21 protein-coding genes and 1 pseudogene are annotated in these 20,205 nt (G+C 51.1%); 12 read left to right on the top strand and 10 right to left on the bottom strand.

Features of this window, described 5'->3' with window-relative positions; all coding sequences use genetic code 11:
* Positions 1-62: 62 nt before the first annotated feature.
* A complete protein-coding gene (locus tag EDM55_RS25020) occupies positions 63-1,310 on the top strand; it encodes an MFS transporter (protein ID WP_122961646.1) in 1,248 nt (415 codons plus the stop codon).
* Between the two features lie 210 nt (positions 1,311-1,520).
* On the opposite strand, the gene EDM55_RS25015 is transcribed toward EDM55_RS25020, so the two are convergent.
* From EDM55_RS25015 to EDM55_RS25005, 3 genes are all read right to left on the bottom strand, one after another.
* Positions 1,521-2,357: a TrmB family transcriptional regulator gene (locus tag EDM55_RS25015; protein ID WP_092267480.1), complete on the bottom strand. Its 837-nt coding sequence runs from the start codon at positions 2,355-2,357 to the stop codon at positions 1,521-1,523.
* A gap of 46 nt (positions 2,358-2,403) precedes the next feature.
* Positions 2,404-3,291, bottom strand: coding sequence for an AEC family transporter (locus tag EDM55_RS25010; protein WP_092267101.1), 888 nt, complete (start codon positions 3,289-3,291; stop codon positions 2,404-2,406).
* A gap of 120 nt (positions 3,292-3,411) precedes the next feature.
* Entirely contained in the window at positions 3,412-4,032 is a 621-nt protein-coding gene (locus EDM55_RS25005) for a PilZ domain-containing protein (RefSeq protein WP_092267102.1), read from the bottom strand.
* Between the two features lie 117 nt (positions 4,033-4,149).
* Here EDM55_RS25005 and EDM55_RS30465 point away from each other — a divergent pair, with 117 nt between their 5' ends.
* The gene (locus EDM55_RS30465) at positions 4,150-4,323 is read left to right on the top strand and encodes a DUF5325 family protein (RefSeq protein WP_170184319.1); all 174 of its coding nucleotides are present in this window, start codon (positions 4,150-4,152) and stop codon (positions 4,321-4,323) included.
* Between the two features lie 11 nt (positions 4,324-4,334).
* Here the strand turns inward: EDM55_RS30465 and EDM55_RS25000 are convergent, their stop codons facing one another.
* The 3 genes from EDM55_RS25000 to EDM55_RS24990 all read right to left on the bottom strand — a co-directional run bounded on the left by EDM55_RS25000 (position 4,335) and on the right by EDM55_RS24990 (position 7,666).
* Positions 4,335-5,390 carry a tetraprenyl-beta-curcumene synthase family protein gene (locus tag EDM55_RS25000; protein WP_092267103.1) on the bottom strand — a complete coding sequence of 352 codons (1,056 nt, stop codon included), beginning with the start codon at positions 5,388-5,390 and terminating at the stop codon, positions 4,335-4,337.
* 73 nt (positions 5,391-5,463) lie between these two features.
* Positions 5,464-6,381, bottom strand: coding sequence for a response regulator (locus EDM55_RS24995; protein ID WP_092267104.1), 918 nt, complete (start codon positions 6,379-6,381; stop codon positions 5,464-5,466).
* A 4-nt stretch (positions 6,382-6,385) separates the two neighbouring features.
* Entirely contained in the window at positions 6,386-7,666 is a 1,281-nt protein-coding gene (locus EDM55_RS24990; RefSeq protein WP_122961645.1) for a sensor histidine kinase, read from the bottom strand.
* Positions 7,667-7,857: 191 nt separating this feature from the next.
* Between EDM55_RS24990 and EDM55_RS24985 the strand changes: the two genes are divergently transcribed.
* Genes EDM55_RS24985 through EDM55_RS24975 form a run of 3 tightly spaced genes read left to right on the top strand, consistent with a single transcriptional unit; the run spans position 7,858 to position 11,337 of the window.
* Complete coding sequence (locus EDM55_RS24985; RefSeq protein ID WP_092267106.1) at positions 7,858-8,856, top strand: TAXI family TRAP transporter solute-binding subunit; 999 nt, start codon at positions 7,858-7,860, stop codon at positions 8,854-8,856.
* 12 nt (positions 8,857-8,868) lie between these two features.
* Positions 8,869-9,384 (top strand): DUF1850 domain-containing protein, encoded by a 516-nt coding sequence (locus tag EDM55_RS24980; protein ID WP_307723916.1) that lies wholly within the window; start codon positions 8,869-8,871, stop codon positions 9,382-9,384.
* Positions 9,385-11,337, top strand: a complete 1,953-nt coding sequence (locus EDM55_RS24975; RefSeq protein WP_122961643.1) for a TRAP transporter permease — start codon at positions 9,385-9,387, stop codon at positions 11,335-11,337. It abuts the gene before it with no gap.
* A gap of 79 nt (positions 11,338-11,416) precedes the next feature.
* Here EDM55_RS24975 and EDM55_RS24970 read toward each other — a convergent pair whose 3' ends face one another.
* The gene (locus EDM55_RS24970) at positions 11,417-12,322 is read right to left on the bottom strand and encodes a CvfB family protein (protein WP_092267481.1); all 906 of its coding nucleotides are present in this window, start codon (positions 12,320-12,322) and stop codon (positions 11,417-11,419) included.
* 193 nt (positions 12,323-12,515) lie between these two features.
* Between EDM55_RS24970 and EDM55_RS24965 the strand changes: the two genes are divergently transcribed.
* Entirely contained in the window at positions 12,516-13,295 is a 780-nt protein-coding gene (locus EDM55_RS24965; protein WP_122961642.1) for an undecaprenyl-diphosphate phosphatase, read from the top strand.
* Between the two features lie 39 nt (positions 13,296-13,334).
* On the opposite strand, the gene EDM55_RS24960 is transcribed toward EDM55_RS24965, so the two are convergent.
* Positions 13,335-13,541 (bottom strand): hypothetical protein, encoded by a 207-nt coding sequence (locus EDM55_RS24960; RefSeq protein ID WP_092267482.1) that lies wholly within the window; start codon positions 13,539-13,541, stop codon positions 13,335-13,337.
* A 73-nt stretch (positions 13,542-13,614) separates the two neighbouring features.
* Positions 13,615-13,962 carry a toprim domain-containing protein gene (locus EDM55_RS24955; RefSeq protein ID WP_122961641.1) on the bottom strand — a complete coding sequence of 116 codons (348 nt, stop codon included), beginning with the start codon at positions 13,960-13,962 and terminating at the stop codon, positions 13,615-13,617.
* A gap of 147 nt (positions 13,963-14,109) precedes the next feature.
* Between EDM55_RS24955 and EDM55_RS30460 the strand changes: the two genes are divergently transcribed.
* The 6 genes from EDM55_RS30460 to EDM55_RS24930 all read left to right on the top strand — a co-directional run bounded on the left by EDM55_RS30460 (position 14,110) and on the right by EDM55_RS24930 (position 19,733).
* Positions 14,110-14,262, top strand: coding sequence for a hypothetical protein (locus EDM55_RS30460; protein ID WP_170184320.1), 153 nt, complete (start codon positions 14,110-14,112; stop codon positions 14,260-14,262).
* Positions 14,263-14,667: 405 nt separating this feature from the next.
* Positions 14,668-15,909, top strand: a complete 1,242-nt coding sequence (locus EDM55_RS24950; RefSeq protein WP_122961640.1) for an MFS transporter — start codon at positions 14,668-14,670, stop codon at positions 15,907-15,909.
* A gap of 124 nt (positions 15,910-16,033) precedes the next feature.
* Complete coding sequence (locus EDM55_RS24945; RefSeq protein ID WP_092267112.1) at positions 16,034-17,368, top strand: ammonium transporter; 1,335 nt, start codon at positions 16,034-16,036, stop codon at positions 17,366-17,368.
* A complete protein-coding gene (locus tag EDM55_RS24940) occupies positions 17,262-18,431 on the top strand; it encodes a DUF294 nucleotidyltransferase-like domain-containing protein (protein ID WP_122961639.1) in 1,170 nt (389 codons plus the stop codon). Before EDM55_RS24945 ends, EDM55_RS24940 begins: the two co-directional genes overlap by 107 nt.
* A 12-nt stretch (positions 18,432-18,443) precedes the next feature.
* Positions 18,444-19,178, top strand: coding sequence for an exonuclease domain-containing protein (locus EDM55_RS24935; protein ID WP_122961638.1), 735 nt, complete (start codon positions 18,444-18,446; stop codon positions 19,176-19,178).
* Between the two features lie 48 nt (positions 19,179-19,226).
* Positions 19,227-19,733, top strand: coding sequence for a GNAT family N-acetyltransferase (locus tag EDM55_RS24930; RefSeq protein WP_092267115.1), 507 nt, complete (start codon positions 19,227-19,229; stop codon positions 19,731-19,733).
* Positions 19,734-19,778: 45 nt separating this feature from the next.
* On the opposite strand, the pseudogene EDM55_RS24925 reads toward EDM55_RS24930, so the two are convergent.
* Positions 19,779-20,171, bottom strand: a pseudogene (locus tag EDM55_RS24925) (YbaK/EbsC family protein).
* Between the last annotated feature and the right edge of the window lie 34 nt (positions 20,172-20,205).

Genomic DNA, 20,205 nt, shown 5'->3' with positions numbered 1-20,205 from the left:
TTGATATTCCTCTGACAATTCTCCCGTATCCTCAAAAGGAATAGTTGGTTGGAGGGATCAGATTGCTTAGAGAAAACAAAACCTTTCGCATCTTGTTTTTTGCCTATGGACTATCTACATTAGGGGACTGGTTTGATTTTATTGCCGTAGCCATCCTGCTGGGGTTTGTCTGGAAGGCAGACCCGATGACCATGGCGCTCTTGCCTATCGCCTATGCGGTGCCGGGCATTCTTTTGGGGCAGTTTGCCGGGGTGCTTGCTGATCGGGTGAACAAGGTCAAGATGATCATCGTCATGAACCTGATTCAGGCAGGCACTACACTGCTTTTGCTCGCCATGCCCAATCCTTTGTGGTTTTTAGTCGTAATCGCCCTGCGGTCCTGCGCTTCTGTCTTTAACGATCCTGCACAGCAAACGTTGACTCGGCAGGTCGTTTTCGAGCATCAGCTCCTGCAGGCTTCTTCCTTAAACGGTGCCGTCTTCCAGATGGGCAAACTGATCGGGCCGCTGCTCGGCGGAATGGTCGCTGCCTTCTTTGCTCCTGCGATCTGTCTGATGGTCAACGCTTGCAGCTTCTTGCTCTCTACGGTGCTCCTGCTACCTATACGGCATGTAGATAAGAAGCCCGCTGCTGCTCAGACAAAGACTCGTGAAATGGCGATTCCGTTTCACCTGGCCTGGAAGGAAGGCTGGGGAATCTTTTTTCAAAACCGCGTCCTGCTGTTTAGCACCATCTTCTCGCTCTTTGCCATGATGACCATCCAGCTTGCCGATGCACAGCTGCCCGTGATCTTTCGGGATAAGGTCCCGCTTCACCCCGAAATGGTCGGGTACTCGGTGAGTGTGATTGGTCTGGGTGCACTGCTTACTGTAACCTGGCTTCATCGTCAAAAGGAGCTGCGATCTTACGGCTGGGTATTGGGCGGCGGTGTCTTTCTGATCGGCATCGGCTTTACCTGGATCGCCCTGTATCAGCCGGAAACGAGTCGCTTCTGGCTGCTCGTCGCCTCGCTGTTTGCTGGTGTCGGAACAGGGCTGACCACTGTCGGTTCCAACTACCTGGTACAAAAAGAAACACCCAAGGAGGCCTTGGGCAGGGTTCGCGGTATTATCGACTCCCTCACAAGCATGACGTTCATCGTCGCTCCGCTCTTGGGAGGCTGGCTGATGACGGTATGGGGGTCCAGCCTGGCGTTTCTATGGGTCGGCTCGGGGATAGTGTCGATTGGCTTATCCGCGCTTCTGCTCCAGCGTTTTATCTGGGGCAATCAGAAGGCGAACGCTACAGTTGCTTCGCAGCAAGCTGGATAATGCGGTCGTCCTTATCGAGTGGCGTACCGCGACCGTCACGGTTATTGGTCAACAGATAGAGAGTACCATCTTCGCTCCAAACACATCGCGCAGCCGTCCGTCCTTTCCTTGCCAGGGCACGGCTGCTTCCTTTACTCGATCCGGCTGTTCGGCGTCCAGGCGGTTTCCGCACTGTGCAGGATCTGCGCGGTCATTCCTTCTTATTGCTGGTCACCTTTTCCCTTCACGACCTTCCCAGTAGGATTCCGGCAGCATTTTCCGCCCAAAGAAGTGCTCCATCTCCGGAAGAATCCACTGGTCCAGCTGCTCCTGACTCCCTGCTTCGACAAGCCGATTCACCAGAATATCGTGCCAGATATAGTCCTCCAGCAAAAAGATATGTACCGGATCGTCCGTGTAATACGCATTGCCTTTTCGCTCAGCGGAATGTCCGTACATCAGCTCCTTGCCATCCACCGCCAGCACGAACCAGCGCTCCTCTGTCTTTTTGTTGATGTACTCGTTAATCCGGTGCTTATACAAGCCTTCCAGCGGATGCTCCACATCAAACAGAATGCCTTTGATCGCACAGCCCTTCTTTTCCTTTTCGAGAAGATCCGGCAGCAATTTTTCGTACATCGGCTCCCACATGGACAGCACCACTTGCTCCTTCGCCCGCCGGATCATGATACGGCAAAAGGACAGAACGTTTTCTTCCCCACGCACCGTCGTGAGGGAAACTTCTGTTTTCGCCTCCCGCTTCTCCAAGGAACGCAGCTCCTCGCCGACCTGACTCCACGACTCCTCGAAGGTCTGCTTGGCTTGTTCGAGAAACACATCGACAGGCAGCGGCGAATAGCTCTTCGTTCCATCTGCAGCTTCTTCCAGCAAGGCGAGCCCTCGCTTCACGAGCGTCTCCAAAGTATCGTAGATTCGCGCACGCGGGATTCCCGATTCCTTGCTGATTTGATACGCATTGGAGGTACCACGGCCAACCAGCGCCGTATACGCCTTTGCTTCATATTGATTAAACCCGAACAGCTGCAGTTGTTCCCATAACGTACTCAACGCCATTTCTCCTTTTTTCCCCAAATACGACTAGCCTGCCCCTCCGCTAGGGCAAGTGATTCATGACCAGCATCAGAGTAAATGGGCTCAAGAGTGTCGTCAGCAAAATGACCATCGCCAGAGCGGATGTATCCCGCTCCTGATCCTTTGCCAGCAGAAGCAGATTCAGCGACGTAGGCATTCCGAACATGAGAATCATCACCCCCTGCTCTACCGGATCATCCGTCATCCAAAGCGCCAGCGGCCAAGCGATTAGTACAGGCAGCACCAGCTTTAGCACACTCACCTTCGCCGCGTCCCACAGCTCGGAGCGCTCGTAGCGATTTTTGCGCATTTCCGCTCCTGTCAGCAGCAGGGTCAAAGGCAGTGTCGCGCTTGCGGCCAGATTCAGAAAAGCATCCAGCGATTCTGGCATACGCAAGTCCATCCACCGCCAGATCAACCCAGCACCGACTGCATACAGATACGGATTTTGAAAGATCCGCTTGATCCGCGCCTGCCACTGCTGCTCATCGCCTACCTGTGAAAAGCCGAAAATCGCCATGTACAGATTGAATGCCAGGGAAACAGCAACGGCGTAAGGGACAGCATGCTCCCCAACAGCATAGCGGATCACGGCCAACCCAAAATACCCGACGTTTGCCAGTGTCGCGGCCAATACATTCCATTTCAGCACCTCCCGCTTCCAGCCAAAAAGACGTCCAACTACATACAGAAGAAGGACGTACACGATCAGGGTCGTCACGAAAAAATGAAGAACGATCATGGCGAGCGACTGAACCGAAACTCCCGTATGCACAAAAGACTGAAAGATCAGAATGGGAATGAGGTAATAAAGACAAAGCTTCGCCAACGAGCGATTTTGTTCCTCTTTGCGTTGTGCAAAATAGCCCAAAGCCATAAACCCAAAAACAACGACCATCGCCTGCAGCATACGAACCCTCCTTTAGTAACTACTGTAATAGTAACTATACTTCCAAGAGAATTCAACGGGCAAACTGCGGTTTTGAGCAACAAAAAAATTGGCCCTCAGCGAACCAATTCCGAAAATGGTCTATTCGATTGTCACCTTCCTGCGTTCCTCGATTTGCCGTTGCAGGATATATTTGCGCAAATTATGAAAATGGCGCGCGTTGATTCCATTGATGGTACACCCAAACAGGTGGTTAGGTCCCACAATGCGCTCATGAATGATCTTCAGTTCCGCTTTGATGACACCGTCAGGACGATTTCTGCCGTAAAGCTCTGCGGAAAAAACGATCGCTTGCTCCTCCGGGATGGATTTATCCGTTCGGAAAGCCAATCCGCCCAGGCTGAGGTTGACCAAATCCACCATTTGCGAGTATACGGAAAATAGTGAATCCGGCTCTTGAGATGGATATTGAATCCATCCCTTCATTTCCATATCAAACCTCGGGTAACGGCGTCTTTGCTCACGAAATTCGCTGACAGTCGGCGAGTGGAACAGGAAGAGCCTATTTTTTTCCTTCGCGACGACTACCGCCTCGAAATTGCTGATCGTCTCGTAGTCACTCGTCATGAGGCAAGGGAGCTGATCTCCGACCGTCACATCCAGTAGACTCGGGAAAACAGCTTCGATCAGATCCCCTTCTTCGTAGGTTACTTGGCCCTCTATCATCCGATTGTCTCTTTTGATTTGTAAAATGCTTTCCATCTGCGGTCTCCACCACTTCGCACAATATTTTACCGGGTTTTCAAATTCTTTACCTGGATGTTTTTCGCGGAAAATAAGGTATAATGGGAACATTGACAGATAGGAGGTTACAGTCCGATGAATCGTTATCAGTTGGTAACATTGGCTTTGGCATTTTGCGTAACCGCCTGTCTCATCGGAGTTGGCATTGCCATTGGGGAAAAAAGCCCCTTAGGTATCCTTGGCTGTATCGTTGTTGCCTTCTCATTGATGGGATTTGGCTTTTCGTACAAGCGCAAGCACATGCGCTGACCCCTTCTCCGTTACCTTCTCACAAGCAAACTATTCACATAAAACAGCAGCGACGGCAAACCTTTCGCCTGCTTTAACAGCTGTTTTGCAATGGTGTAAATATGTGGCTGGCTCCGGTTTACCTTGCGATCTGCCAGGTAAAATGCGATAAGCCCGTCCACGATCATACGGTGAAATGAAGGATTTGGCAAGCGTCTAACGCTTGCCTTTGCTTGTTTGATGAAATATTGCAGCCGATCCGTTGCGTCCCGTTCTGAGTCATAATAGCTGACAAAGTTTAAATCCCCGCCCAGTCTGTCTTCTTCCAGGTCAATCAAATAGTCAAGCAAGATATGCAGTCCACACATCCATGGAAAGTAGGCTTCGCTCACTTCCCGGATCTGTTCTTCTGACACGGCTTTCTGCGTCGCCAAGCAAAACAGAGCAAAAATCCCGATCGTGGAGCCTGTCACAGCAGCGAACTCCTGCCAATACAGTTCCCCGTACCGTTCCTTATACTTGTCCCACCACTTCAGCAGCTCCTCTTCCCGCAAATGCGGAGCGATGTGCTTGTACACCTGCAAATCGCTGTAGAGGCTGGAAAACTCCACTACCTTTTCTTGTATTTTATCATAGGCAGGCAACTTTCCCGCGTGTTTCTGACAGGTTTGAACCAAAGAAGCCAAATACCCGCCGTCATCCTTGTCTTCCCGATACAAATAGTAGTCGCGCAGAGGTGCTCCCGGTGTGAGTGCGTCCTGCATGGATACATGCAATTGCCGAAAGTCCTGCGGATCCAGCGACGTGCTGCGATCGCACAGGTTGTCCAGGTAGTCGCTGATCGTTTGATAGGCGACAATCAACGGAACGATCGTCTCTACATACGGCACCACCTGAGCCGCATACACCGATCCTCCCTGACAGTGAAATTTCTTTGTATTCATACTGTCTAATGCCTGTTTCTTGAGCTCCGGATTGGGAATGGCCTCTGCTCGTTTCCGCCAAGCCGCAAACTCCCGTTCCAAAACAGGTTGAACATGGCGATAGACACGATATAGGAGCTGCCATGGATTACGCAGTTCGCTCACTTGCTTCCCTCCCAATACAACAATAGTGATATCTTACCACATTTGCTGTCCTGCTCCAAAAAGGCATTTTCATTTAACCAATCCTTCTTTTTGACTCCAAGTACAAGACGACCATAAACTTTTTTGTGTTAATCTTGGTAGCGGATAGTCCCGTTCTTTTCTGTGATTCCAGCTCCCGCATACGCTTGCGCACCTCTGTAAAGTCAAAGAACATTGTCGCATACGATTCGAATTTGGGATGGGCGTAATCCGTTAGCCCGAGCGAGGCCAAATGGGTCAGTGCCTGATAAATGGCACGCCGGACGCGCTGCTCGGCAGCCTTCATTTCTTTTTGGACAAGGGATGAATCCTCTGTGCCAAGCTTGTTTGCCGCTACCTGCAGAAAAATTCCCTTTAATGAAGGAAAGCTTTCTTCACCTGCCTTCTCTTTTTCCCACTTGTTCAGATATTCAACCATATCAAGCAAATCCTTCGTTCCTGATTCACTGATCATCCCTAATTCCGTCAACAAAAAACGCGCCGATGCCACCAGATTTCGCTCCGTATCCGTTTGTCCCCGTTGGCTGTGACCTGACTGTCCGGACAGCACGTTTAAAGATCGCTGGATGCCTTCGATGGATCGCTGTAGCAGGATTTTCTCCCGCACCTTTCGCAGAACACTGATCACTTCAAACCGGTTTACCGGCTTCGTAATGTAGTACTCAATCCCTAGCGAATACGCCTCCGCGATCATATTTTTAGACTCGATTTGAGAGATCATGACGATTTTGCCGCTATACTCATTCAGATCGCGGATGGTTTCAATCCCGTCCCGGTTTGGCATGAGCAAATCAATCAAGAGGATATCCACTCGTTTCCACTCCAGAAAATCTCGGTCAATCTGCGAGCCGTCCTCCGCCTCCCCGCACACCTCTCCCAAGTCAGCATCTTCAATAAGCTGAGCAAGCATCGAGCGAACGGCTGGATCATCATCGGTAATAAAAAAACGCATACTTTCACCCTTTCTGGACGATGCTGGCGATTGGCAAACGTATGGTAAAATAAGTTTCCTTCTGTTCTCGCTTTTCCGTTATTTCCATGCTGCCCTCCAGGTTGTCGATGACTTCCTTTATATAGCATAGACCGATCCCCGTAGACGGCTTACCGCTCTCATCGTATTTGGTTGTAAAGCCAGGCATGAACAGCAGAGTCGGATCCTTCACCTGAATCCCGGGTCCATCGTCACCCACGGAAAATTGTATCCATTCGCGCGATTCTGACAATGAGGCTTGGATCGATACGCTCCCTTTGTCTTCGATCGCTTCCACTGCATTGGCTACCAGATTGTTTACCAGTGAGAGCGTCGTGTAAATATGGCACGCCAGGTACGGTATCGTGACATGGGATTCAAATCGTATCGTCTTGCCCAAAAGGCTCGCATACTTTTCTTGCGCCCGAACGATGATCGAAATTAATTCTCCCAACGGCATGTAATCACGTTCGTTTTCGTCTGAAATCAGTTTGGAAAGCCCTGCGTAAATGCGCTGGTTGTCCTTTTTCACTTCATGGACTTGTCCTGCGATCGACAGCGCTTGCTTGGAGTAGCGACCTGCCCACTCCTTTGGCACCTGTTCCTTTATGCTCCGGTACAGCTCGTAGCAGTCCCTCGTGATCTCCTCCACCTGATACAGCGTCTTTTTTAAATGAACGGATTCCTCATACAAGTTGGAGACCAGCATCAGCATCCGCTCGTTTCGGTTTCGCTGCTGCTTCTCCAGCCACGTGGCTTGGCGGAGCTGAATGATGTTAAAAAAACTGAGTACGAAAAAGCTGCGAATGAGTGCGATCGCGACGATGGGTCCAATCACCGACCAATGCCCTACTGGTTCGATAGAGCGAAAGCGGACACACAGCTCGACCAGATTGGCTCCGATCTCAGCCACCGTACCGAGCAAGCCTACCCAGAGGGGCAAATGGTGAAACAGATTCACACGTAGAAGAGAAAATAGTCCGGCAAATGTGGCGTAAAAGAAGAAAGCTGGTATATGCAGGGAAAAGGAGCTTACAAAATCAAAATCGTCCACGGACATCCAGTCAAGCCCGACTCGAAACAAAACGACAGTCATACCGGTCAATAAGCCTGCAAGAAACGAAGGCCGCAGCCAGAGCAGCAGGAAGAAAAAGGCTGTTGTACCAAAGCTGATCCGAAAGTCATCCTGAAACGGATGAAATTTCAGTTCACCTGCAATGGGTACGGTGAGAAGCATGACAATTAGTATATAGAGGTTTTCTCTCATCGATGACCTCATGATCCCTCCATCCCAGAACGAGGAAATTTTTCCAAATACACTGACCATTATTTTACTATATTCTTTTATAGATTTTCGTAGTTTTTTATAGCTTCCTCCTTACAATTCCATGTGACAGTGTCCAGATCACCTCTGGCACTCTCTTTTTATCTTCGACATTTAGATAAGGGGGAATTTCCATGAAAAAACAAAGTCGTCTCCTCTCACTGGCCCTGCTCCTGACCGTGTCTCTGGTGACAGCCTGTGGGGGTGGAGGAAACGCAGCTCCAGGCGGGCAAGGCGGCGCTGCTGCAGGCAGCAACGACCCTTCTCAATTGATCGTCGCAACAGGTGGTACGGGTGGTACTTACTATCCGCTGGGCGGCGGAATGGCTGATCACATCACCAAAAACGCGGGTATAACGGCAACGGCGCAAGCTACCGGTGCTTCCGCTGAGAACATTCGCCTTTTGCGTGACAAAAAAGCAGATATCGCCTTTACCCAAAACGATATCGCTGAATATGCAGCAAAAGGTACAAACATGTTTGAAAAAGACGGAAAAATCGAAGCATTTAAGGCTTTAGGTGCTCTTTATGATGAAACCATTCAGATCGTCGTTTCCTCTGACAGCAACATCAAGAGCGTAGCGGATCTGAAAGGCAAGCGCGTATCTGTTGGGGCACCGGGAAGCGGTACCGAGGTAAATGCGCAGCAAATCCTGGAAGCCTATGGTCTGAAATTTGAAGATACACAGCTGCAGCGCCTTTCCTTTGCGGACTCCGCTAAAGCCATCCAAGACGGCCAGCTGGATGCTGCCTTCCAAACAGCAGGTACACCAACCGCTGCAATCACGGAGCTTGCTGCGACGAAAGGTGTAAAAATCATTCCGATTGAAGCTGATAAAATTGATGCGATTATTGCCAAATATCCGTTCTATGTAAAAACAACGGTACCGGCTAACACCTATCAAACCGTTCCAGAAGAGGTTACCACTGTTTCTGTAAAATCGATGCTGGTCGTTCGCGCTGATCTGAGCGAGGATCTCGTCTACAAAATCACAAAGGCTATCTTTGAAAACACTGACAAGCTTGGACATGCGAAAGCAAAAGAAATCAAGATGGATAGCGTACTGGCTGGTGTAAGCCTCCCTGTGCATCCAGGAGCGAAAAAATTCTTTGATGAAAAAGGCGTTAAATAGGTCTCGATGTTTATGTCATTCCAGAAAGGGCGGACCGGGTTCCGCCTTTTCTCCTTACTGCTTCTGCTTGCAGCGGTCACTCTCTTTTGCTTCATCCCAGTAATCCCTTCCTTGGTCATTCGCGATACGCTGTCCCATGAGCTCATGTGGAGCCGCAGCATCACAGCCGATACTACGTTTGGCATTCGTTGGACTCATTCCATTCATCGCTCTTTAATCGAAGAGCAGTACCGCATCCAGAGCGGGCAGATCGTTTTGTCGGAAATGTCCTTCCATGACTACGGCATCGGCATGGAAAACGAGTTGTCCCCAGGTGAAGAATTAGTCATCTCGGATGGAGTATTCCGTATACGTCACATGAACCGCATCTTTCCCGCCCTCCACCTGTTTATCGGTCAGGTCAGGGCTAACCATACCTTGCTTTTTGCTGGTGAGGAGATTCCCCTAGGTACCATTGACAGGCCTGGCTCCGCTATTACCATCCAAACGGAAACACGATCCATATTTAGTATGATAGGAGGCTACTAGATGGGCACAACTACGTCAACAAACCTAAGTCAGCAGGAAATGGATCAACTGATTGCCCAATACGATAAGGAATCAGCTGTTCGTCAATTTACTGGGCCGATGAAATGGATCACGTTCATCCTTCTCGTACTCTTTTCCGTTTATCAGCTGTCGAGCACACTCTTTTTCACGATTCCTCCGCAAATTCACAGACCAATCCACTTGGCGTTTGGTCTGGGGCTCGTCTACCTGCTGTACTCCGGGACCAAGAAGGGAAAGGGCAGCAAAGTAGGCATCACCAACCTCATTCTCGCCTTGCTGGGTGTCATCGTTTGTCTCTACTGGGTCTTTGATTATGAAGGTCTTGTTACACGTACAGGAAACTATACGACGCTGGACATGTTCGTCGGCGGGGTTGCTATCCTGCTTGTCCTGGAAGCAGCTCGCCGTGTCGTAGGCGTGCCGATCACACTCATTGCGTCCATTTTCTTGCTCTATACGTACTTTGGCCCCTACATGCCTGGCTTCTTGGAACACCGCGGCAGTGATGTGGAGCGTATCATCGGCCATAGCTACTACACATTAGAGGGTATTCTCGGCACACCTCTTGCAGTTTCCTCCACTTTTATCTTCCTGTTCGTCTTGTTCGGTGCATTTCTGGAGAAAACGGGCGTCGGTGAATACTTTAACGATCTATCTCTCGTCATCGCTGGACGCCGCATAGGCGGACCTGCGAAAGTAGCGGTCTTCTCCAGTGCGCTCCAAGGAACCATCAGCGGAAGTTCGGTCGCCAACGTCGTAACCTCTGGTGCCTTTACCATTCCGATGATGAAACGGCTCGGGTATCGCTCCGAATTTGCCGCTGCGGTAGAAGCGTCATCCTCCACTGGTGGACAGATTATGCCTCCGGTTATGGGAGCAGCTGCCTTTCTGATGGCGGAGTTTATCGGGGTTCCGTATCTTGAGATTGCCAAGTCTGCTGCACTGCCGGCCATCCTATTTTTCGTCGGCATCTGGATCATGACACACTTTGAAGCGAAGCGTCTCGGATTGCGGGGGCTGACGAAAGAAGAGCTGCCGGACAAAAAGGAAGTACTGAAGAAGATGTACCTGCTGCTACCTATCGTCATAATCATCACTGCATTGATGATGAACTTCTCTGCTGAACGTTCGGCCATTATCGGTATCGTCTCGACCATCGTCGTGGGAGCTTTCCGCAAAGAAACGCGCATGTCCATTACTGATATTTTGGAAGCACTCGCGTCCGGAGCAAGAATGGCGCTGGGTGTCGTAGCCGCAACGGCCTGCGCCGGCATTATCGTAGGGACCATCACGTTAACCGGGATCGGCCTTAAGCTTGCGAACGGTCTGATCGATTTGGCAGGTGGACAGCTCTTCCTGACGCTGTTCTTCACCATGATCGCATCCCTCATCCTCGGGATGGGTACGCCAACGACAGCGAACTACATCATTACTTCTACCATTGCTGCACCTGCATTGGTACAGTTGGGGGTACCTGAGATCGCCGCCCATATGTTTACGTTCTACTTCGGGATCGTAGCCGATATTACGCCACCGGTTGCCCTCGCCGCCTTTGCTGCCGCAGGGATAGCCAAATCAAAGCCGATACGAACGGGAGTAGAATCCACTCGATTGTCCGTCGCAGCCTTTATGGCACCTTATATCTTTGTGGTGTCACCAGCCTTGCTTTTGATTGATACGACCTTTTTTGAATCCATCTGGGTCATGTTTACCTCCACCATCGGAATGATCGGGGTAGGTGCCGGCTTGATTGGATACTGGATGGCAAAGCTCAATCCATTCGAGCGCATCCTGGCTGTCGCTGGTGGCATTCTTGCCGTCATCCCTGGCATTGAGACCGATATCGCCGGTTTTGTCCTTCTCGGACTCGTCTTCGGTTATTCTTTGTTCAAAGCTCGCAAACAAAGACAGCAGCTGCAAACTACTGCCTAAAGCTTTTTCATAAAAAGAATCCCTCTCATACGCTTGTTCCACTTGAATAGCGTACAGGAGGGATTCTTTTTTGCCTTGCCTAATCTTCTTGCTTGATCACTTTCGTCCAGCCATCGACCTGCTCGACTTTGCGCTCCTTCATCAGCTTGCCCAGCGCCCGCTTGAAGCTGGATTTGCTCATCTGAAATTTATCCTGGATGATGTCTGCATCGGTCTTGTCCGTGTACGGCATGGCACCGTCGCGGTTGTTCATATAACGGAGCAGCTTTTCGGCATCTTCTCCGTATTGGACTTCCTTGCGCTCTCTCATGGATCCGTTCAATCTGCCATCCTCGCGTACGAAGCTGACACGACAACGAACGGTTTGACCGAGTCTCATCCGCTCCGTCATCTCGTCGCGGTGAATGAACATGATATGGTCGTCCTCGGTCAAAAGAAACGCTCCTGCTGCAATGACCTTGTACACGGTAGCTTCCACATTTTTGTTTCTCATGCTCTCATCGGCTTGGACAGAAATCTGCAAAACCTCCTGCTCCGTTACAGGCTTTGCCAGCATTCGGCCCTGCTTGTCCTGCTTTAGAGCGACCAGCAGGCGATCTCCCGGACGCGGCCATTCATCTCTGAGCTTGGGCAAATCGTCAATAAACACCAGGAGATGCTTATTGATTCCGTTGTCCAAAAACACGCCCATTTTGGAGGAGAGATCCACTACCTCCAGCCAGCCGTACTCTCCCATTCCTACATAAGGCAGATCCATCGTGGCTGCCAGCCGATTTTCATGGTCGTGGTACAAGAAGACCTCGACCTCTTCGTTCATATCCAAAGGTCCATGCGACTCATTTTTATGCAAAAACACTTCATCTGCGCCCGTCTTCAAAAAGTAGCCGATGTCCGTTTTCCGAGCGACTGTCATGAAAAGTATCGTCCCTGCCTGCAATCGACTTGGCGCTACACTATTCCGAACTGGCTTTTGTCCCTTGTACATTCCTTCCATTCCTCACTCTCGTCCACTATGCACACTAACTATACCCGCCTGGCAGGTGAAAATACCACAACTTTTTTCCAATCAAAGACAAGGACAAACAAAAAAGGCAAGTCTTTGGCATGCAAACATACACATGAAAGTGTGTAGACATGCTCCTCTTCCATTTCCAAGACGTTAGGAGTGACGGATTGCCATGCTGCTTTTACTCGAACATATCTTTCTGGGCATTGTTCAAGGCTTGACGGAGTTCTTACCTATTTCCAGCACAGGCCATCTCGTCTTGTTTCGCAAGCTGTTTGGCTTGCAGGAGGCAGGCTTGTTATTTGATACGATGCTGCACTTCGGTACACTCATCGCAGTCGTGATTGTCTTTTGGCCGCAGATTCACTACATCCTCATCAATCCGTTCAGCAAGCTGACGCGGCTGATCGTCGTCGGGACCATTCCTACGGCGGTCATCGGGCTCGCCTTTGAAGACTATTTTGAAGAAATATCGCAAACGGGGGTAACGATCGGATGGGAATTCCTCGCGACCGGTGCCATCCTCTGGGGCGTGGAGTCGCTGCGCCGCGGTCGCCGGACCTTTGATCAGATCAACTATACAGACGCTTTGATCATCGGCGCTCTGCAGGGAGCTGCCATCTTGCCCGCCATTTCCCGCTCAGGATTGACGATTGCCGGTTCCCTCATGCGCGGAATCGACCGAGAAGACGCCGCACGCTTTTCATTTTTGCTCTCGTTGCCCGCGATTCTCGGTGCATGCGTCCTGCAAACCGCCAAGCTCGCCAAAGCGCCAATCGAGACTCCTCTGCTCATACCGATGATCATCGGGACGATGTTTTCTGCGATCGCGGGCTATTTCGCCATTCGCTGGATGCTCAAGCTCATTAGCACCGGCTCCATGAAAGGCTTTGCGATCTATGTGTGGATCCTTGGCGTTTTCATCCTCTTCCTGCAATGGCAAGGCTGGTAAACTAACCTATAGGTAAAGCCGACTGCAGCGAGTCGGCTTTCATTTGCTTTCTTCCTTATCCTTGTAATAAGTCCCGATCAGCTTCCCTACCAAAATCACAGCCCCGTAAAAACAGGTAGCCAGAAGAGCTGTCGTAAACCACGTCGCCGTTCCCAAGGCTATATACAGTGCGGCGTGAGCAACAAAGATACCAGCTAACCATACGAGGGCATTCATACGGTTGAAGAAACGCATCACACTATGCATATCGGCTTGCACCTCCACCTATCCATCTACCTATTGTTATAGCCGATGAAAAGATGTTTTATCCCCCTATTGCTCAATCGAGTTCAAGGTGCTCCGTGTTCACTGAAAGCCCGGCGCGATCCAAAATTTCAGCTAGCACCGAAAGAGGGGTATTGGCCACTTCTCCATACATTTTTTGCGTGTGCAGGTGTACGCCCCGCGGAAAATCTTCCATTAAATGTGCACGCAATTTTTTCCCACTATAATCTTCATCGGTAAACAGGTAGATCTCGTCCGCGTCCTGTGCTTGCAGGAGGAGCTCCTCTCCCCGTTCCGCGCTGTAGGTGCCATATGTACAAAGAATCGTTACCGGCTCTGCCAAAATCTTCAGCAGCCGCTCTTTGTCCGTCTTTCCTTCCACAATGATCACACATCCAGCCATTCCCTCACTCCCCTACTCGCTTGGCCTTTGTCCTTGTAGTATACCTGATCGATTCCATTCCAACATCCCGGGCAAGAAGTGGATGAGTAGGGATGACGTTTCTTCGGGCATGGTAAAGGGGAGATCCATCACAAAGGAGCGATCCACATGGGCAAATTTAAAAGCGCAAAAAATCTCAATCAAAAAGGACTGGCGGTAACCGGATTGACCAGCAGTACTGTTGCCGATGATACGCATACAGAAAACAACCAGGGATCTTCTTCGCAGCATCAGCAGCAAAATCAGACAACCTCCCGCTAAAAGCCTTTTGGCGGAGCCTTCGTATCCAAAGGGCACAAGTCTTGCTTTCTCACTTTGTTCGAAGTTTCGCTATGCTGCCCGTATCCTGGATAGGAATCGGATACCATTCTTACTGCGCGAAAAAAGAAGCCGCCCGTCGGCTTCTTTTTTAACGTGTAAGAATTTATAAGCGTAATGCTTATGAATTCTGGAGCGCATGACGAAGTGCCTCAGCGTCAGCTACCGGCATCACTTCGGTAAAACTTTCCGCTAAAACGCGGTCTCTCCTCCTTGAGAAGGCCACGATAGAGGTTTTCTTATGGGTCTGGCTCTTTTCGCTTGAATCCCTTTACATTCCCTCATCGCCTTGCTACGCTAATTAAAAAATATTTTTCCGAATATTTGACCGGATAAAGGAGATTTCAAGTGGAAGCTTCATTATGGAAGAACCGCTCGTTCCTGAAGCTCTGGCTGGCACAGCTGACCGCCAATATCGGGGACCAGTGCTATAGCTTTGCTTTGCTCTGGTATTTACTGCAGGCGACCAAATCGGGATCAGCCCTCAGTCTCCTCGCCATCCCGGAAATGGTTGCAGGGCTGCTGTTTTACTTGGTCGGAGGCGTGCTTGCGGATCGTTTTAGTCCTCGCCTGCTCATGGTCGGAGCAGACATCGCCCGCGTAGCTGTCGTGATTGGCGTCGGTGTGATGGCCGCTTACTGCATAGAAAACTTCGCATTCTTTTTAGCTGCTCAATTCTTGCTCGGTGTGTTCTCAAGCGTATTTCAGCCGGCACGAACCGTGGCGCTGACCAACATCATCCCGCTCGAGTCTCTGAGTCGGGCCAACGGAATTCTGGACACCACGTTCCGTACCATCCGGATTTTGGCACCCATGACGATTGGCTTGCTCGCATCGGCAGTTCCGCTGTCTACCTTGTTTTTCGTCAATGCGGGAAGCTACCTGGTTTCGGTCTTTTTCGTTTTTGCCATCCAATATTCCCCTCGCTCCAGGCAGGTGGATCACACAAGCAAACTGACCATCCAGCAGTACAGGCAGGACATTTCTACAGGTGTTTCTGAGCTTCGGCAAAACCAGCCGCTGTTTCTGGTCCTGCTCTTTGGGAATATCGGCTACCTCATCTGGCTCGTCACGTACAATGTCGGCTTTCCTTTCCTCGCCGAGCGAATGAATCAGGGGGATGGCAGCACCCTTGCCATGCTGATGGGCTTTTACGGAGTCGGCAATCTGCTTGGCAGCCTGTATATGTCGCGTGCTTACTACACCCGTCATCTGTTTGTGATTCTTATGGGCTGGATGATGCAGGCAGGGGGATTCCTGCTGCTGACAGGCGGCATCTCCCTGCATTGGATTGCCTTTCTCGGCGCTGCACTGGCAGGCATAGGAGGACCGCTCATCGGAATTCCTACTGTAACTGCCATTCAGATCAAAGCCTCAAAAACCAATGTAGGAAAAGTTTACGCGATCAATATGCTGCTCTTTACTTTCTTTGGCATGCTATCCAGTATTTTAGGGGCAGTCTGGCTTGGGAAGCTGCCCGTACAGCAGCTGTTCTTGATCAGCGGCTTGTTCTTAGCGGTTCTCACAGCCATTGGCCTGTATGTAGAAAAGCATAAAAACGCAAAAAAACACCAATCTTTCGGCGCTTAGTCTGAAGGATTGGTGTTTTCATTATTTTTTCAAAAAAGAATTGCATTGCAACTTTTCATGTCATATAATCTGACATAAATAAACGAAGTGTTAGATAACCTAACACCAAAAAGGAGTGGATTGAATGGAACCGACTCTAGCGCAACTCTCTTCTGCCATTGATGCCACGTGGGTCATGGTATCCGCGATTCTGGTCATCCTCATGCAAGTTGGCTTTGCACTCTTAGAGGCTGGATCGACTCGCATGAAAAACGCTGGTCATGTCGCCGGCAAGACTGTCCTTACTTTCGGTATCTGCTCAATCGCATTTTGGGCCCTTGGCTTCGGCCTGACCTTCGGAGACGGCAACTCATTTCTCGGCCTATCCGGATTCTTCTTTGATGGAAACTCCACGGACTCTTTCTCTGCTTTTTCTGCAGCAACCGTTCCGATTTCGATTCTCTTCTTGTTCCAGCTAGCTTTTTGCGCGGTATCACTCGCGATCGCCTGGGGCGGCTTCGCTGAGCGTGCCAAGCTGTCGATCTACTTCATCTTCAGCGTGTTGTTTACTGTCCTTATCTATCCTGTAGTCGGTCACTGGGTATGGGGCGGCGGCTGGCTGGCTCAGCTCGGCATGCAAGATTTCGCCGGTTCCACAGTCGTCCACTTGCAAGGCGCGATCGTCGCTTTGGTCGCTACGATTCTTTTGAAGCCGCGTCTCGGTAAATACAACCGCGACGGCAGCTCCAATCTGATTCCTGGTCACAACCAAGTGTATTCTGTCCTCGGCGTTCTTTTCCTGTGGATCGGCTGGTTCGGCTTCAATGCCGGCTCCACGCTCGGCAGCACGTCCGGATTTTTCGGCTATATCGCCATGACGACCAACCTCGCTACCGCAGCAGGAGCAGTCGCAGCTTTGGCAATTTCCTGGATTGTCATGGGGAAAGCAGATATTCCAAGCATGCTGAACGGCGTACTGGCTGCCCTCGTTGCGATTACCGCTTCTTGCGCGTTTGTCGATCCTTGGGCGGCTGTCCTGATCGGTGCCGTGTCGGGTATTCTGACATTCTACACATCCATCTGGTTTGACCGAATCGGCATTGACGACCCGATCTTCGCCTTCTCCGTACACGGAGTCGCCGGGATCTGGGGGACTTTGTCTACAGGCCTGTTCGCCACACCTGAGCTCGCAGAAAAAGTCGGCGTGGGCGGCGCTGGTCTGTTCTACGGCGGCGGCTTCCACCAGCTCGGTGTGCAGGCGCTCGGTCTGGCTGGCGCGATTGCCTACGTATTCGTTATCTCTTATATCATTCTGTCTGTTTTGAAAGCAACAATCGGTCTTCGCGTAACCGAAGAAGAAGAGGTGGTTGGTCTTGACCTTAGCGAACACGGGGGATACGGTTATCCCGAACTTCTCCAACCTGAACGCGTACACCCCACTGCAACCGCCAAAACAAGTGCCTCTCACACTCTCACCTGAGCAATTGGAGAGAATCAGCAAGGCAGAGTCGTTTCAGGAGCTATCCCTGATTCGTCAGGAATTGCTGGATGCGGATCCCCTGCGAGACTTGACTCGGGCTGGCGAGCTGGCACCGTATACCATCGTCGTCAATCTGATTCATGACAACATCATCCGTCAGAGCATACTGCTGTCCGTCAATGAACTGGCAAAACGGGGCGTGGGGACACCTCCCGTCCCTTTTGCCTTTCTTTCGTTCGGCAGCGGGGGACGTTATGAGCAGGCACTCATCAGCGATCAGGACAACGGGCTCGTCTACCAGCTCCCTGATCATCTGGATGCTGCCGGCAGAGAGAAAGTGCACAGCTATTTTCATCTGTTGGGAGCGACGATCGTACAAGGACTGGAGGAAGCAGGCTATCCTCCATGTCAGGGAAACGTGACTTGCGTGTCACAAAAATGGCGTGGAAGCGTAGAACAATGGATCGAGCGACTGGAAACGTGGGCCACCCACCCCATCTGGGAAAATGCCCGTTATTTGCTCCTCGCGAGCGACGCCCGCGTACTATGGGGCGAATCAGCTATTTTCCAGCCCGTTCTCGATCGCTTCCGCCAGATGCTTACAAACAACGCTTTTCTGATGAGCCGTCTCGTGAGCAACACCCTGCACTATCGGGTTCCACTCGGGCTATTCGGACGAATCCTGCCCGAGGTCAATGGCCGATTCCGCGGCGCAATCAATTTGAAGTACGGCATTTACCTCCCCATCGTCAACTGCATCCGCCATTACGCCCTTTTCAACGGCATTTTCTGCAGCTCATCACTTGAGCGTCTGGCTCTGCTGCGCGAAAAGGGAATTTGGGAGAAAAGCTTTTGCGATGACGTGGAATATCATTTCCGGCAGCTGCTGGGACTGCGTCTCGTCGCTCCGCTCCATTGGGAGGACGGACAATACGCCAGCAACAGCTACATTAAACTCGGGGAACTGTCAGCCGATACCACGACGATGGCGCGGACTGCCATGAAGCTTGCCATCCGTCTGCAGCGAATGACAGCAAAGCTCCCTTCCGTCTTCAGAGGGTAGGAGGGAACATTTTTGGCAAAATGGGATCTGTTTGGACGCTTATGGCATATAAACCGCGATACAGCAGGCATACAAGGTGAGTGGAACATCGGACACAACGACGGCGACAAGCAGCATCTCGCTTATTTACGCTCCCTGGGCAAACAGCGACAGCAGGCCGATTCAGGCGCAGACATCCCCCTGGATAATCTGGAGGTGGTCGTTGTCGACTTGGAGACGACAGGCTTTTATCCGGATCACGGGGATGCAATCATCTCGATCGGTGCGGTAGCGATGAAAGGCGACAGGCTGCTTCTGGGAGATTCTTTTTACACCATGGTCAATCCAGGGCGCAGGATTCCACCTCACGTATGCTCTCTAACCGGGATCTCAGATGAAATGGTTGAGGATGCTCCCGATCTCTTGCAAGCCATGTCCCGCTTCTTTCAATTTGTTGGCGATCGTCCACTCGTCGCTCACCACTCCCGTCACGAGCGCGAATTTTTTCGGGCTGGCCTGTGGAAGACGAGTCGGCGTCCCCTGACACACCGGATGCTGGATACGATGCTGCTGATCCGCTTGCTCAGCAAACCGATCGGCAATGGCTCGTTGGATGCCCTTTGCGCCCAGCATGACATCCCTATCTCGCGACGGCACCATGCCTATTGCGATGCCGTGGCAGCCGGTACGCTCTGGGGAAAATACTTGCTCAAGGCTCAGGAGGCCGGATATACCAATCTGCGGCAGGTTTACGAAGCCCTGCGCTAGCCTTGCCCAGCTTATTCTTTTACAACGAATGACAAACGAGGGATTCCCATGATTCACATTCGCGATGCATATATTAATGATTTGCCTGCCATGCTCCAGATCTACAACCAAGCCGTGAAAACGCTCGTAGCCACCTTTGATCTGGAGGAACAGAGTCTCACACAGCGCGAGGTCTGGTTTCGCAAACACGGAGAACGCTACCCGCTGATCGTGGCGGAAGAAGAAGGCGAGGTCGTCGGGTATTGCTGCCTCTCCGCTTTTCGCGAAAAACCTGCTTATGCAGGCACGGCAGAGCTTTCGATTTACATTGCCGAAAATCAGCGCGGGAAGCACATCGGCTCCTCTTTGATGGCAGAAATCCAGCAGCGCACGCGAGAGCTTGGCTACCATGCGGTCATCAGCGGGATTACGGCGGGAAATGCTGCCAGTGTCAAGCTTCATGAAAAATTCGGCTTTCATCTGGTTGGGACGCTTCGAGAGGTGGGCTATAAATTCGGGGAATGGCATGACGTCCATTATTACGAATGGATGGTGAGTGAACGGCAAATCTCGTAGAATAGAAAAATCCGTCCGCATCATCGCAGGACGGATTTTCGTTGTTTACTCGGCCGAAGCAGCATCAATTACCTGGGCCTTCGTAAGGGCCAGCAGCTGCTCATAGGTAACCGCCAAAAGCGATTCCGCAATTCCTGCCGCTGTGTACACGACATCAAAGCGCTGCAGAGAAGCATCTACAAAAATTGGAACCTCCTGAAGCAGGGCAAACGGGCAGACCGCCCCGACCTAAAAGCCAGTCACAGCCTCCACCTCGTCCGGGGAAGCCATCTTCCCTTTTGCCCCTTGAAAAACAGCCTTGATCTGCTTGGCGTGAATGCGCACGTCACCAGCAGCGACAATCATGGCGTACTGATCCTGAGCGCGAAACAGAATGGACTTGGCGATCTGACCGACCTCCACCCCCAGGGCATCCGCTGCCGCTTCTGACGTTTTCATCGGCTCTGGAAAAATCAGAGGTACCAGTGCGGGA

The organism is Brevibacillus centrosporus, assembly GCF_003710815.1.
In the GTDB taxonomy this organism is placed as follows: Bacteria; Bacillota; Bacilli; order Brevibacillales; family Brevibacillaceae; genus Brevibacillus; species Brevibacillus centrosporus.
This window is presented reverse-complemented; position numbering and strand designations above follow the sequence as displayed.

Excerpts from the sequence above, each read along its gene's own strand:
- EDM55_RS25010 (WP_092267101.1), bottom strand. The coding sequence starts at position 3,291 with ATGCTGCAGGCGATGGTCGTTGTTTTTGGGTTTATGGCTTTGGGCTAT.
- EDM55_RS24990 (WP_122961645.1), bottom strand. The coding sequence starts at position 7,666 with ATGAGAGAAAACCTCTATATACTAATTGTCATGCTTCTCACCGTACCC.
- EDM55_RS24945 (WP_092267112.1), top strand. The coding sequence starts at position 16,034 with ATGGAACCGACTCTAGCGCAACTCTCTTCTGCCATTGATGCCACGTGG.
- EDM55_RS24955 (WP_122961641.1), bottom strand. The coding sequence starts at position 13,962 with ATGGCTGGATGTGTGATCATTGTGGAAGGAAAGACGGACAAAGAGCGG.
- EDM55_RS24970 (WP_092267481.1), bottom strand. The coding sequence starts at position 12,322 with ATGTACAAGGGACAAAAGCCAGTTCGGAATAGTGTAGCGCCAAGTCGA.
- EDM55_RS30465 (WP_170184319.1), top strand. The coding sequence starts at position 4,150 with ATGAATCGTTATCAGTTGGTAACATTGGCTTTGGCATTTTGCGTAACC.
- EDM55_RS24985 (WP_092267106.1), top strand. The coding sequence starts at position 7,858 with ATGAAAAAACAAAGTCGTCTCCTCTCACTGGCCCTGCTCCTGACCGTG.
- EDM55_RS24975 (WP_122961643.1), top strand. The coding sequence starts at position 9,385 with ATGGGCACAACTACGTCAACAAACCTAAGTCAGCAGGAAATGGATCAA.
- EDM55_RS30460 (WP_170184320.1), top strand. The coding sequence starts at position 14,110 with ATGGGCAAATTTAAAAGCGCAAAAAATCTCAATCAAAAAGGACTGGCG.
- EDM55_RS25005 (WP_092267102.1), bottom strand. The coding sequence starts at position 4,032 with ATGGAAAGCATTTTACAAATCAAAAGAGACAATCGGATGATAGAGGGC.
- EDM55_RS24995 (WP_092267104.1), bottom strand. The coding sequence starts at position 6,381 with ATGCGTTTTTTTATTACCGATGATGATCCAGCCGTTCGCTCGATGCTT.
- EDM55_RS24930 (WP_092267115.1), top strand. The coding sequence starts at position 19,227 with ATGATTCACATTCGCGATGCATATATTAATGATTTGCCTGCCATGCTC.
- EDM55_RS24965 (WP_122961642.1), top strand. The coding sequence starts at position 12,516 with ATGCTGCTTTTACTCGAACATATCTTTCTGGGCATTGTTCAAGGCTTG.
- EDM55_RS24960 (WP_092267482.1), bottom strand. The coding sequence starts at position 13,541 with ATGCATAGTGTGATGCGTTTCTTCAACCGTATGAATGCCCTCGTATGG.
- EDM55_RS24980 (WP_307723916.1), top strand. The coding sequence starts at position 8,869 with ATGTCATTCCAGAAAGGGCGGACCGGGTTCCGCCTTTTCTCCTTACTG.